Source organism: Gryllotalpicola daejeonensis (assembly GCF_039538145.1).
Classification (GTDB): Bacteria; Actinomycetota; Actinomycetes; order Actinomycetales; family Microbacteriaceae; genus Gryllotalpicola; species Gryllotalpicola daejeonensis.
In genome coordinates this window covers 1,696,256-1,709,459 of sequence record NZ_BAABBV010000001.1, presented here as the reverse complement: position 1 = coordinate 1,709,459, position 13,204 = coordinate 1,696,256, and the positions used below count along the sequence as shown (strand labels likewise).

The window sequence follows — 13,204 nt, the reverse complement described above, 5'->3', positions numbered from 1 at the left end:
CAATCATGCGTCCGCATGATTCCGCGCCAGCACAGGCGACGCGGGCTGAACCGGATCAGCCGCCGACCTCCTTCAGAAGGGCGAACGCGGTGGCCTCGTCGACCACCAGATCGGTGATGAGCCGGGCGTTCAGCGCACCGCGCAGACTGTGCACCTTCGACGGTCCCGCGGTCACGCAGACCCGCCGCGGGGTGCGCCTGATGAGGCTCACATCGGGGCCGCTTGCGCGGCGATTGATCGGGATGTCTTCCCAGGTGCCGTCCTCGCGGAAGAACACCGTCGCGACGTCGCCGACGACGTTCGCGGCTGTCAGTGCCTTGTAGTCGGCGGTGCTGAGGTAGCCGCCGGAGTAGACGTGGCTCGGCACTTCCGAGAAGGGCGCGCCCAGGCCGAAGATCGCGACGTCCATGCGGCGCTGGATGTCGAGGATGTGCCCGATGCTGCGCTCTTTCCACATGAGCTCGCGCGTCGTCGGGTGGTCGAAGAGCGCCGGCACGGGAAACTCGTGCGTCACCGCCGAGAAGGCCTCGCCGAAACGGCGCAGCAGTTCGCTCGCGTAGACCACTCCCGTCGTGTACTGGTTGCCCGCGCCGTTCAGCTGCACCACCTCGACGCTGTGCACCTTCTTCGGCACGAGGTAGCGCGAGACCGCGCTCATGGTCGTGCCCCACGCGATGCCGACGGTCATGCTCGAGTCGATGAAGTGGTCGAGTGTGCGCGCTGCGACCAGGGCGACGCGCTCGAGCCGGTCCACTTCGCTCACGTTCCCGGGCACGGGGACGATGTAGCTCGCGATGCCGAAGCGCTCGTTGATCTCCGTCTGAAGCGATGGCACGGACTCGTCCGGCGTGCGGATCGTGATGTTGACGAGGCCGGACTGCCGCGCGTAGCTGAGCAGGCGAGAGACGGATGACCGCGAGGTGTGCATCTCGTCGGCGATGGCCTCCATCGTGAGGTCCTGCATGTAGTAGAGGTTCGCCGCCGTGAGCGCCTCTTGCGTCTTTCGGTCCGTGACGCACCTCCCACCAGTGCACGACGACCCGGTGCACGTTTGTGCAAATAGCCTCTCCTGCTTCGCCCAATGTCGCAAGCAGTGGTCACAGTAGTAAGCGAGGTGAACCCGTGACAGACAACAGCAGCAGCAACCCGTCCTCGGCCGAGCGCCCCCAGGTGGAAGCGCTCAAGGCCCGCCCGCACGCAGAGGTGCTTGTCATCGGCGGCGGCATCAACGGCATCGGCACCTTCCGCGACCTCGCGATGCAGGGCGTCGACGTCGTGCTCATCGAGCGCTCCGACTGGGCCTCTGGCGCCTCGGCCGCGAGCTCGCACATGATCCACGGCGGCATCCGCTACCTCGAGAACGGCGAGTTCCGACTCGTCAAGGAATCCGTCAACGAGCGCAACTCGCTTCTTCGGATCGCTCCGCACTACGTGAAGCCGCTGCCCACGACGATCCCGATCTTCTCGACGTTCTCGGGCATCACCACCGCCCCGCTGCGCATGCTGACGCACAAGCAGGGCAAGCCGAAGGAGCGCGGCGCCGCGCTCATCAAGATCGGCCTCTCGATCTACGACTCGTTCAGCCGCGGCGGCGGTGTGGTGCCCCGCCACCGCTTCGTCGGGCGCCGGAAGTCGCTGAAGGCCCTGCCCAAGCTCAACCCCGACGTGAAGTACACGGCGACCTACTACGACGGCTCGCTCGTGAACCCCGAGCGCCTCGCGCTGGACGTGCTGCTCGACGGGCTGAAGGCGGGCGGCGCCAAGGCGCGAGCGGTCAACTACCTCGAGGCGGTCGGTGCCGCCGACGGCAAGGTGCACGTGCGCGACACCGTGACGGGCGACGAGTTCGATGTCACCGCGGATGTCGTGGTCAACGCGTCCGGCCCGTGGACCGACCTCACCAACGCGGCGCTCGGTTCGGCCACCCGTTTCATGGGCGGCACGAAGGGCTCGCACATCGTCGTCGACAACCCGGAGCTGTTCCGGGCGTGCGCCGGCCGCGAGCTGTTCTTCGAGCACCGCGACGGCCGCATCGTGCTGGTCTACCCGCTGCACGGCAAGGTGATCATCGGCACCACGGACCTCGAGCAGGACATGACCAAGCCGATCGAGGTGACCGAGGAAGAGATCGACTACTTCTTCGACCTCGTGAAAGACGTCTTCCCCGCCGTGCCGGTCGATCGGTCGCAGATCATCTTCCGCTTCGTCGGCGTGCGCCCCCTGCCGCGCCACGACGACACGCAGCCGGGCTTCGTCTCACGCGACTACCGCATCGTGGACTCGCCGATTCCCGGCCTCGGCTCCACCAAGGTCCTGAGCCTCGTCGGCGGGAAGTGGACGACGTTCCGCGCTCTCGGCCAGCAGCTCTCCGACGAGGTCCTGAACCGCCTGGGCCGCACGCGGCGCTTCTCGACGGAGGGCGTCGCGATCGGCGGCGGCGTCGACTACCCGACGACCACCGCCGGCAAGCGCGACTGGGGCCGCAGGCATGGCTCGGCGGTCGGAATCGAGCGCGCCCGGGTGCTGCTCAACCGCTACGGCACCAAGGCGGCCCAGATCATCGCCGCCGCGGGCGCCGACGACGAGCTGCTCGCGCATGTGCCCGGCTACAGCCGGGCGGAGATCGCCTTCATCGCGCGCGAGGAGCAGGTCGTGCACCTGATCGACGTCATCACGCGGCGCACGAGCATCGCGTTCCGCGGCCTCGCCACGGGCGAGGGCGTCACTGAGATCGCGAGCATCGTCGGTGAGGAGCTGGGCTGGAGCGACGACCGTCGCGATCAGGAGCTGAAGGATGCCGCGACGCTGCTGTTCGAGCACCACGGGGTCGACCTGGGGCTCGCGGTCGCGTGACCGAAGCTTTTCGAACGCTGTTCGGTGTGGCCGAAGAAAGGTCAGATTGCACGAATGTGCAGGCGTGGGTTCTTGAACACCCGCCAGCGCCCTGATTAGCGTTCGAGAAGCCGCTTGCGACACCGATGTCGCGCGCACGGCGGCACCCGGCTGTGCCGGATCAATAACCGAGGAAGGTCAACGTGGACAATCTGGGTATCGACTTCATGTCGGAGATCGTCGGCACAGCGCTGCTCGTGCTTCTGGGAACCGGTGTCGTCGCGAACGTGATCCTGGTCAGAACGAAAGGGTTCGCCGGCGGCACGCTGATGATCAACTTCGGCTGGGGCCTTGCGGTCTTCGCCGGTGTTGAGGCGTCTTACGCGTCAGGGGCGCACCTCAACCCCGCCGTCACGCTGGGCCTCGTGGCCAGCGGCGCCACCAAGTTCGGCAACACCGGCTCGCAGGTCGACGTCAACGTCGTCTCGATCCTCGTGTTCATCGCGGGGCAGATGATCGGGGCGCTGATCGGCGCATTCCTGTGCTGGCTCGCCTACAAGAAGCACTTCGACGAGGTCGAGCAGGACCCGGCCAACAAGCTCGGCGTCTTCTCGACAGGCCCCGCGATCCGCAGCTACGTGTGGAACCTGGTGACCGAGGTCATCGGCACCTTCGTGCTGGTCTTCGTCGTCATCGCCTTCGGCCACAACACGCAGGGCGGCGGTCTCGCCGCGCTGGGCGCCCTTCCGGTGGCGCTGCTGGTGGTCGGCATCGGCGCCTCGCTCGGTGGCCCCACGGGCTACGCGATCAACCCGGCTCGTGACCTCGGCCCGCGCATCATCCACCAGCTGCTGCCGATCCCGGGCAAGGGCTCGAGCGACTGGGCCTACTCGTGGGTTCCTGTGGTCGGCCCGATCATCGGCGGCCTTCTCGCCGGGTGGCTCTCGATCCTGTGGCTGCCCACGATCGGCAGCTGACACCACCCGGTCGCCTCGGCAGCTGACGCTGCCGCATCCCGGCGGCCAGTGGCCCACTCGCCTGGACAGCCGGCGCCGCTCTCTCGCCGGGGCGGCCCGCGCAGGCATCCGTCATCGTCACCGTCAACCAGCCATCAGGCACAGTCAACAGACAAAGGAGTCACCCGCTCATGAGCGACTACGTCATCGCGATCGACCAGGGAACGACGAGCACGCGCGCCATCGTGTTCGACAAGAAGGGGTCGATCATCTCGACCGGCCAGCTCGAGCACCAGCAGATCTTCCCGAAGGCGGGCTGGGTCGAGCACGACGCGCTCGAGATCTGGAACAACACGCGCGAGGTGATCGGCCAGGCGCTGTCGCGCGCCGACATCACGCGTCACGACATCGCCGCCGTGGGCATCACCAACCAGCGCGAGACCGCGGTGGTGTGGGACAAGACGACGGGAACGCCGGTCTACAACGCCATCGTCTGGCAGGACACCCGCACGCAGAACATCGTCGACGAGCTCGCCAAAGACGGCGGCCTCGACCGCTTCAAGGAGATCGTGGGCCTGCCGCTCGCGACCTACTTCTCGGGCACCAAGATCAAGTGGATCCTCGACAACGTCGAGGGCGCGCGTGAGAAAGCCGAGGCGGGCGACCTGCTGTTCGGCAACACGGATGCCTGGGTGCTGTGGAACCTGACAGGAGGCGTCGACGGCGGCGTCCACGTCACCGACGTCACGAACGCCTCGCGCACGCTGTTCATGGATCTGGAGACGCTCGACTGGCGCGACGACATCCTCGAGGTGTTCGGCGTGCCGCGCTCGATGCTGCCGGCGATCAAGAGCTCGTCCGAGACCTACGGCCAGGTCGAGTCCTCGAGCCTGCTGCGCGAGGTGCCGATCGCCGGCATCCTCGGCGACCAGCAGGCGGCCACCTTCGGCCAGGCGGCGTTCACGCCCGGCGAGTCGAAGAACACCTACGGCACGGGCAACTTCCTGATCTTCCAGACCGGCGAAGAGATCGTGCGGTCGAAGAACGGCCTGCTCACCACCGTCGGCTACCGCCTCGGCGACGAGAAGCCGCACTACGCCCTCGAGGGTTCGATCGCGGTCACCGGGTCGCTCGTGCAGTGGCTGCGCGACAACCTCGGCATCATCTCGTCGGCGCCCGAGATCGAGAAGCTCGCGGCGACGGTCGAGGACAACGGCGGTGCGTACTTCGTGCCGGCGTTCTCGGGCCTGTTCGCGCCGTACTGGCGCTCGGATGCGCGCGGTGCGCTCGTCGGCCTCACCCGCTTCGTGAACAAGGGGCACATCGCGCGCGCCGTTCTCGAGGCGACCGCCTTCCAGACCCGCGAGGTGCTCGACGCGGTCAACGCCGACTCGGGCGTCGACCTCGAAGAGCTCAAGGTCGACGGCGGCATGACGCAGAACGACCTGCTCATGCAGTTCCAGGCCGACATCCTCGGCGTGCCCGTGGTGCGGCCGGTCGTCGCCGAGACGACCGCCCTCGGTGCGGCTTACGCCGCCGGCCTCGCGGTCGGCTTCTGGTCGAACCTCGACGACCTGCGCGCCAACTGGCAGGAGGACAAGCGGTGGGAGCCGCAGCTCGACGCCGGCGAGCGCGAGCGTCAGCTGCGCCAGTGGAAGAAGGCCGTCACGAAGACCTTCGACTGGGTCGATGAGGACGTGCAGTAAGCGCACCCGCGGCAACTCGTTCCCGTTCCGGACAGCCGCGCCCGCGGCAGCGGGCGAACGCGTCCGGAACGGGAACTCGTGCGTGCTCACTCACCGCTCTGCAGTGGCGGCCACCTCGTGGCCCCGAGCTCGCGCGAGATGTTCCGCGCGGTCTCGCGCAGCGCGTTCTGCACCGCGTCGGCGGCCGGCCAGTCGCTCGACGGCAGCACGACGGACAGGGCGGCCACGACGGCCCCCGACCGGTCGGCGATCGGGGCGGCGACGGATGCTTCGCCGAGCACGGCCTCGTCGAGCTCCTCGGCCAGCCCGCGCTCGCGGATCTGGGCGAACTGCCTCGTGAGCGCCTTCGCGCTCGTGACCGTGTCGCCGGTGAGGGCACGCAGCTCGCCGTCGCCGAGCACGGTCTCGGCCAGCGCGCCGTCGTAGGCGAGCAGCACCTTGCCGAGCGCCGAGGCGTGCGCGGGGATCGAGAGGCCGGTCTCCGGCATCTGCTCGGTGCCGTCCGGCCGCTCGTCGTGGTGGATGATGATGACCTCGTCGAACAGCTCGACGCCGAGCCGCGTCGCGAGACCGGTGCGACGTGCGAGCTCCGCGGTCCAGCGCAGCGACCGGGCGCGCACGTCGAGGGTGTCGAGGTAGACGTTCGAGAGCTTCAGCAGCGCGGGCCCGAGCATGTAGCGATTGCCGTTCGGCTCTTTCGCGACGAGCCCATGGCCCTGCAGCGACTTCACGATGCCGTGCACCGTCGACGGCGGCAGCTCGAGTGCCGCGGCCAGCTCGGCGATGCCGAGATGCCGCGCCCCCTGCAGCGAGGTGAGCACCCGCGCCGCCCGATCGATCGCCTGGATCAACGTGCCTCCCCATTGACGCACACGCGCGCCCTGCACATCTGTGCGGGCGCTTGACACACGATAGTAGCCGCGGGATATTCGGCGATGTCGAATATGTGTCGGATACCAGAGAGAAGCTCCAATGAAGAAGCTCATCAACACTCCCGACGGCGTGCTGGCGGATTCGCTGGCCGGCTACGCGGCGGCGCATCCCGAGGTCAGGGTCGACCCGGTGAACCGCATCGTCTATCGCGCCACCCCTAAAGAGGCGGGCAAGGTCGCCCTGCTCTCAGGCGGCGGGTCAGGTCACGAGCCGCTGCATGGCGGCTATGTGGGGCTGGGGATGCTGGACGCGGCGGTCGCCGGCGAGGTGTTCACCTCCCCGACGCCCGATCAGGTGCAAGAGGCGACCAAGACCGTCGACACCGGCGCCGGCGTGCTGCACATCGTGAAGAACTACACGGGCGATGTCATGAACTTCGACATGGCCTCAGAGCTCGCGGCCGCCGAGGCCGGCGTGCAGGTCGAAACGGTGGTCGTCGCCGATGACGTCGCCGTGCAGGACTCGCTCTACACCGCGGGGCGCCGCGGCGTCGGAACCACGGTGCTGCTGGAGAAGATCGTGGGTGCCGCGGCCGAAGAGGGCCGCGATCTGGCATCCGTCGCCTCACTCGCCCGCCGCGTGAACGACGCGGGCCGCTCGATGGGCATGGCGCTCACCAGCTGCACCGTGCCCGCCGCGGGCAAGCCGACCTTCGACCTGCCCGACGACCAGATGGAGATCGGCATCGGCATCCACGGCGAGCCGGGGCGGCACCGTCAGGACCTCGCGCCCGCATCCGAGATCGCACAGCTGCTGGTCGAGCCGATCCTCGCCGACCTCGACTTCACAGGCGCGCCCGTGATCGCGATGCTGAACGGCATGGGCGGCTCACCGCTGATCGAGCTGTACCTGATGTACGGCGAGGTCGCGAAGCTGCTGTCGGCCGCCGGCGTGACGGTGGCGCGGCCGCTGGTGGGCAACTACATCACCTCGCTCGACATGGCCGGCTGCTCGCTCACGCTGCTGAAGGCCGACGACGAGATCCTCAAGCTGTGGGACGCGCCCGTGGTGACGCCCGGCCTGCGTTGGGGGGCGTGAACGTGGCGGAGGTGTCGCTGGACGAACTCGTCGCGTGGCTGCGCGGATTCCAGAAACTCGTCGCCGACAACCGGGTGTACCTGACCGAGCTCGACTCGGCGGTCGGCGACGCAGACCACGGCGCGAACATGGACCGCGGCATGGCGGCCGTCGTCACGAAGCTCGATGAGGCACCGGCCACGGCGCTCGACGACCTGTTCAAGCGCACCGGCATGACGCTCGTCTCGACGGTGGGCGGGGCGAGCGGGCCGCTGTACGGCACGTTCTTCCTGCGCCTCGGCACGTCGCTCGGGGCGTCGTCGGCCGCGTCGGCCACCGAGCTCGGGGCGGCGCTGCGGGCCGGACTCGAGGGCGTCGTGCAGCGCGGCAAGGCAGAGGCCGGCGACAAGACGATGTACGACGCGCTGGCGCCGGCGCTGGATGCGTTCGACGGTGTGGCCGGCTCCGGCGGGTCGGCCGCAGAGGCAGCGCACGCCGCGTTCGAGGCGGCCGCGGCGGGTCGCGATGCGACGGCGCCGCTCGTCGCGCGGAAGGGGCGCGCGAGCTACCTGGGGGAGCGCTCTGCCGGCCACCTCGACCCGGGGGCCACCTCGACGGCGCTGCTCTTCCAGGCGCTCGACGAGGCGCTCGGTGGCGGGTCCGGCTCGGTTGACCCCGCCGGTTCTTCCGGTTCCGCCGACTCTGCTGGTTCCGCTGGCGCGTCCGCGGCGGAGTAGGTGCCGATGATCGGCATCGTCGTCGTGTCTCACAGCGCGGCGCTCGCCTCAGCGGCGCTCGAGCTCGCGGGGCAGATGGTGCACGGCGACGCGCCGCACGTCGTGCTCGCCGCGGGTACGGAGGACGGGGGACTGGGCACGGATGCCGCGCGCGTCGCCGCCGCGATCGATGAGGTCGCGGAGTCCGCGGGCGCTGACGGCGTGCTCGTCTTCGTCGACCTGGGGTCGGCGGTGATCAGTGCCGAGCTGGCGCTGGAGCTGCGGATGTCGGATGCTCCGGTGCGGCTCACGAGTGCCCCGCTCGTCGAAGGGCTCGTGGCGGCGCTCGTAGCCGCGGCCGGTGGCGCCTCGCTCGACGCGGTGGCGGCAGAGGCCGAAGCGTCGCTCGCGCCGAAGCAGGCCCACATCGGCGAGGAGTCGGCGCCTGAGACCTCGCCGTCCGACTCGGCGGCTGCGGCCCCGAGTCATACCCTCACCTTCACCCTTCGCAACCCGGCCGGCCTGCACGCGCGCCCCGCGGCGACGGTCGCCGCAGAGCTGGGCGCGTTCGACGCGACCGTTCGCCTGCGCAATCGCCGCACGGGGGCAGAGGCATCGAATGCGGCGAGCATGAGCGCTTTGCTCACGCTGGGTGCGCGGCAGGGTGACGAGGTCGAGGCGAACGCGTCGGGCACGGATGCCGCGGCCGCACTCGCCCGACTGGAAGCACTCGCCGCCGACGGCTTCGGAGAGCTCGAGGAGGGCGACACCGAGGTCTCTGCGGCCGCGTCGGCCGCCGGGGGCTCTTCTCAGCTCGGTTCCGCCGGCGGGGACTCTTCGCAGGCCGGTCGGGCGCGCCCTGCACCGGTCGACTCGGCGAAGCCGAATGGAGACCTGGCGGCAGACGTCGTTCCCGCACCGGACGGGCCGCTGCCGGCCGACGCCGTGGCCGCCGCCGACGCTCCCGGCATCCCGATCAGCCCCGGCGCTGCCGTCGGCCCCGTGGTGCGCATGCCGGACCCGGTGGTCGAGCCGCCGGCCGAGACGACGCTGGCTGAGTCCGAGAGGGCCGCGGCCGCGGCATCCCTCGCCCCTGCTTTCGCGCAGGTGCACGACAGCCTCACGCATCGCGCGCGGCGGCTGACGGACGAGCGCTTCCGCGACGCACGTGCGGTGCTCGAGGCGACGGCGGTGCTGGCCGACGACAAGGCGCTCGCCGCGGAGGCCGCCGAGCTCGTGACGCGGCTCGGTGCGACGCCCGAGCGCGCGGCGTGGCTCGTGCTCGGCGCCCTCGCCGAACTGATCGCGGGGCAGGGCGGCGCCATGGCCGAGCGCGCCGCCGACGTGCGCGATCTGCGCGGTCGGGTGATCGCGCGGTTGCGCGGCGAAACCGAGCCCGGGCTGCCGGACCGCGGCGATCCGTTCGTGCTGGTCGTCGACGAGCTCGCCCCGGCCGACGCGGCGCTGCTCGGAACGACTCCGTGCGTCGCGCTGGTGACGGCCTCAGGCGCGCCGACCTCGCACACGGCGATCCTGGCCAGGTCGTTGGGCGTGCCCGCGGTCGTGTGGCCAGGGGCGCGCACCCTGCGCGACGGCGACACCGTGCTGGTCGACGGCACGCGGGGCGAGGTCGAGGTCGACCCCTCTGCGGATCGCGTGGCCGAGGCATCCGCTCGCCCTGAGATCCCACCGTTCGACGGCACCGGCCGCACCGCCGACGGCCATCACGTCGAGCTGCTCGCCAACGTCTCGGGCGGCGCGGACGCCGCCGACGCGACGCGCGCCGAAGGCGTGGGCCTGTTTCGCACCGAGTTCGTCTTCCTCGACCGGCAGGAGGAGCCGTCGGTCGCCGAGCAGACCGCGGCCTATCGTGCGGTGTTCGCCGCGTTCCCCGGTCGCCGCGTCGTCGTGCGCACACTCGATGCCGGCTCGGACAAGCCGCTCGCTTTCGTCGCGGGGTCTCGCGAGCAGAACCCGGCACTCGGCGTGCGCGGGTTCCGCACGGCGCGGGCATACCCCGGCGTGCTTGCTCGCCAGCTCGAGGCGATCGCGGCGGCGGCGCGGGCTGAGCGAGCGGATGCCTGGGTGATGGCGCCGATGATCTCGACGGCCGCCGAGGCGCGGGAGTTCGCGGCGGCGTGCCGACCGCACGGCTTCGCGCGCGTCGGCGTGATGATCGAGACGCCGTCGGCGGCGCTGTGCGCTCCTGAGGTCCTGGCCGAGGTCGATTTCGTCAGCATCGGAACGAACGATCTCGCGCAGTATGCGATGGCGGCCGATCGCCAGTCGGGGCCGCTGGCGGCGCTGACGGACGCCTGGCAGCCGGCGGTGCTTCGCCTGATTCGGCTCGTCGGCGAGGCCGGAGCGCGCGTCGGCAAGCCGGTCGGTGTGTGCGGAGAGGCTGCGGCCGACCCGGCCCTCGCGCCCGTGCTCGTGGGACTGGGGGTGACCTCGCTGTCGATGGCGCCCCGTGCCCTTGACGAGGTGGCGGCGGCGCTCGGTGCGGTCTCGCGCGAGCAGTGCGTGGCGGTCGGCGCCGCTGCCGCGGGGGCCGTGGGCCCGCGGGAGGCGCGTGCCGCGGCGGCCGGGGCGCTCGCGAGTACGGCGTAGTCGCGCGTTCCGTTCCCCCTTGCGCGCGAGTACGGCGTAGTCGCGCCTTCCGTTCCCGCTCGCCCGCGAGTACGGCGTAGTCGCGATTCTGGGCGCGCGATTCGCGCAACGACTCAGGAGTCGATGAGCACCTGCTCGATCGCGTCGCGGCCCATTCGGGCCATGGGGCCGTTGCCGCCGTCCGAGGCCGCGAACGCCGAGGTTCCGATCGAGACGGCCCACGCGCGGGCGCGAGCCCAGGTCGAGGCATCCGTCTCGTGCAGCTCTTCGTAGCGCCTGCGGAACGCGGCGCGCCCCGCCGACGTGAAGTGCAGCCAGGCGGCGGAGAGGTCGGTCGCCGGGTCCCCTGATGTGACGTCGCCGAAGTCGACGACGGTGGCGAGGGCTCCCGACTCGGCGACGACGACGTTGCCGGGATGCGGGTCGCCGTGCAGCCAGAGCGCGGAGCCGATGTGGCTCGGTGCTGACGCACCGGCATCCCAGGCGGTGCGCAGCTCGGCGCGCACGGCGTCGGCGAGGCGGCCGGCCATTGCGTCAAGGCGCGCGTGAACCGCAGCCGTTCGATCGGCGAGCGGCACGCCCCGCACCGGGTTGTGCGGGGCATCGGCTGGCGCCGGAACGTGCAGCGCGGCGAAGAACTCGGCGAACTGGCGGGCGTAGGCGTCGCGCTCGGCCGGGGTGCGGTGGGCGCCGCCGGTGCCGGGGACCCACGGGATGATGCTCCAGGCGAACGGGTAGTCGGCGGCCGGGCGGCCTTCGCGCACGGGGACGGGCAGCGGCAGCTCGACCAGGCGCTGCAGCGTCGGCAGCCAGCGCTGCTCGTGCTCCACGAGGTGGGCGGCGACTTCGCGTCGGGGCATCCGGATCGCCAGGTCGTCGCCGAGACGGAACAGCGCGTTGTCCCAGCCCTGCGCGATCAGCTCGACGGGCGCCGCGAGGTCGGGGAACTGCGCCGTCACGAGGCGTGCGGCGAGGTCTTTATCGACGGTGAGGTCGGCGTGTGGGATGTCCACGGTTTCTCCATAGGAAACCCATGGGCCTGCCATGGTCCCGATTCGGGAAGCAGGTCTGTCATGGGGTCATGAGCGAGATCAACGGTACCGGGGCCCCGATGACCGACCAGCTGACAGACCACGACGATCACCGAGATCACCGAGGTCACCGCGACCACTTCACCAAGCGGCAGACGCTGCTCGTGGCGGCGAGCACCGTCGTGGCGGCGGCGCTCGGCGTCGGCTGCGTCTTCGCAGTGCAGGACGCGTTCGCGGCGCGGGGCGCGTCGAGTGCGCAGCAGGAGTATTCCGGTCAGCCGGCGGCAGGGCTGCACGGCGGCTACGGCTATGGTTATGGCGGCTCGACCGGCGGCTACGGCTCCAGTGGCGGCACGTCGGGCCAGTCCGGCTCGAGCGACGCGAACCCCTTCGACGGCAATGCCTACGGCGGCTCGGGCTCAGGGTCCTCGAGCGGCTCGGGCGCGACAGGCTCCCCGACGACGGCGGCCACGTCGGCGCAGTCGCGCGGCATTGTGCTCATCGAGACCCAGCTCGGCTACCAGAACGCAGAGGCGGCCGGCACCGGCATCGTGCTGACCTCGAGCGGCGAGATCCTCACGAACAACCACGTGATCGAGGGCTCGACGTCCATCACCGTCATCGACGCGGGCAAGTCCTACACCGCCAAGGTCGTGGGCGACGACGCCACCGACGACATCGCGGTGCTGCAGCTGCAGGGGGCGAAGGGTCTCGCGACCGCGTCACTCGACAAGAACCACACGGTCGCCACGGGCGACGCGGTGACCGGAGTCGGCAACGCAGAAGGCGGCGGCACGCTGGTCGCCGCGGCCGGCACGGTGACCGGACTCGACAAGAGCATCACGACCGAGGCCGAGCAGTCTGCGGCATCCGAATCGCTCACCGGTCTCATCGAGACGAACGCGGCGATCGAGCCGGGCGACTCGGGCGGCCCGCTCTTCGATGCGGCGAACAAGGTCATCGGCATCGACACGGCGGCGTCGAGCGGTGGGGTCGCCGACGGCTACGCGATTCCGATCGCGACCGCGCTCGACATCGCGAAGAAGATCACCTCAGGTGATGAGGGCGGCAGCATCGAGCTCGGCTACCCGGCATTCCTGGGCATCGAGCTGGGCGAGACGGATGCCTCGGGCTACGGCGCCTTCGCCGGCGACGGCTCGACGGCGACCGCTCAGGGCGCCGCGATCGCGGGCGTCGTCTCCAACGGGCCGGCCGAAGAGGCGGGGCTCGCCGCGGGCGACGTCATCACCGCGGTCGATGGGAAGGCGGTCGCGTCCGCCGATGCGCTGCAGTCGGCGCTCAAGTCCTCTGCCCCGGGCGACGAGGTGTCGCTGACCTGGGTCGATTCGGCCGGGCAGTCGCACACGGCGTCGGTGACCTTGACCGAGGGGCCGGCGGCGTAG

At 70.6% G+C, this 13,204-nt stretch carries 10 protein-coding genes and 1 pseudogene; 8 read left to right on the top strand and 3 right to left on the bottom strand.

From position 1 onward, the window contains the following. Positions 1-55: 55 nt before the first annotated feature. Positions 56-964, bottom strand: a complete 909-nt coding sequence (locus ABD736_RS08505; protein ID WP_344791315.1) for a sugar-binding transcriptional regulator — start codon at positions 962-964, stop codon at positions 56-58. Positions 965-1,122: 158 nt separating this feature from the next. Between ABD736_RS08505 and ABD736_RS08500 the strand changes: the two genes are divergently transcribed. The 3 genes from ABD736_RS08500 to glpK all read left to right on the top strand — a co-directional run bounded on the left by ABD736_RS08500 (position 1,123) and on the right by glpK (position 5,494). After that, positions 1,123-2,853, top strand: a complete 1,731-nt coding sequence (locus tag ABD736_RS08500; RefSeq protein ID WP_344791314.1) for a glycerol-3-phosphate dehydrogenase/oxidase — start codon at positions 1,123-1,125, stop codon at positions 2,851-2,853. Between the two features lie 206 nt (positions 2,854-3,059). After that, entirely contained in the window at positions 3,060-3,809 is a 750-nt protein-coding gene (locus ABD736_RS08495; RefSeq protein ID WP_344792229.1) for an MIP/aquaporin family protein, read from the top strand. A gap of 170 nt (positions 3,810-3,979) precedes the next feature. Continuing rightward, positions 3,980-5,494: a glycerol kinase GlpK gene (glpK, locus tag ABD736_RS08490; RefSeq protein WP_344791313.1), complete on the top strand. Its 1,515-nt coding sequence runs from the start codon at positions 3,980-3,982 to the stop codon at positions 5,492-5,494. A gap of 86 nt (positions 5,495-5,580) precedes the next feature. Here glpK and ABD736_RS08485 read toward each other — a convergent pair whose 3' ends face one another. Further along, positions 5,581-6,366: an IclR family transcriptional regulator gene (locus ABD736_RS08485; RefSeq protein ID WP_344791312.1), complete on the bottom strand. Its 786-nt coding sequence runs from the start codon at positions 6,364-6,366 to the stop codon at positions 5,581-5,583. A gap of 100 nt (positions 6,367-6,466) precedes the next feature. Here ABD736_RS08485 and dhaK point away from each other — a divergent pair, with 100 nt between their 5' ends. From dhaK to ptsP, 4 genes and pseudogenes are all read left to right on the top strand, one after another. Further along, positions 6,467-7,465, top strand: coding sequence for a dihydroxyacetone kinase subunit DhaK (dhaK, locus tag ABD736_RS08480; protein ID WP_344791311.1), 999 nt, complete (start codon positions 6,467-6,469; stop codon positions 7,463-7,465). Positions 7,466-7,476: 11 nt separating this feature from the next. Beyond that, positions 7,477-8,181: a dihydroxyacetone kinase subunit DhaL gene (dhaL, locus tag ABD736_RS08475; RefSeq protein WP_425555002.1), complete on the top strand. Its 705-nt coding sequence runs from the start codon at positions 7,477-7,479 to the stop codon at positions 8,179-8,181. A gap of 6 nt (positions 8,182-8,187) precedes the next feature. Next, positions 8,188-8,886: pseudogene (dhaM, locus tag ABD736_RS16375) on the top strand (dihydroxyacetone kinase phosphoryl donor subunit DhaM); the annotation flags it as partial. 219 nt (positions 8,887-9,105) lie between these two features. After that, a complete protein-coding gene (ptsP, locus tag ABD736_RS16370; protein WP_425555026.1) occupies positions 9,106-10,770 on the top strand; it encodes a phosphoenolpyruvate--protein phosphotransferase in 1,665 nt (554 codons plus the stop codon). 113 nt (positions 10,771-10,883) lie between these two features. Here the strand turns inward: ptsP and ABD736_RS08465 are convergent, their stop codons facing one another. After that, positions 10,884-11,783: an aminoglycoside phosphotransferase family protein gene (locus ABD736_RS08465; protein ID WP_344791308.1), complete on the bottom strand. Its 900-nt coding sequence runs from the start codon at positions 11,781-11,783 to the stop codon at positions 10,884-10,886. 68 nt (positions 11,784-11,851) lie between these two features. Here ABD736_RS08465 and ABD736_RS08460 point away from each other — a divergent pair, with 68 nt between their 5' ends. Next, positions 11,852-13,204: a S1C family serine protease gene (locus ABD736_RS08460; protein ID WP_344791307.1), complete on the top strand. Its 1,353-nt coding sequence runs from the start codon at positions 11,852-11,854 to the stop codon at positions 13,202-13,204.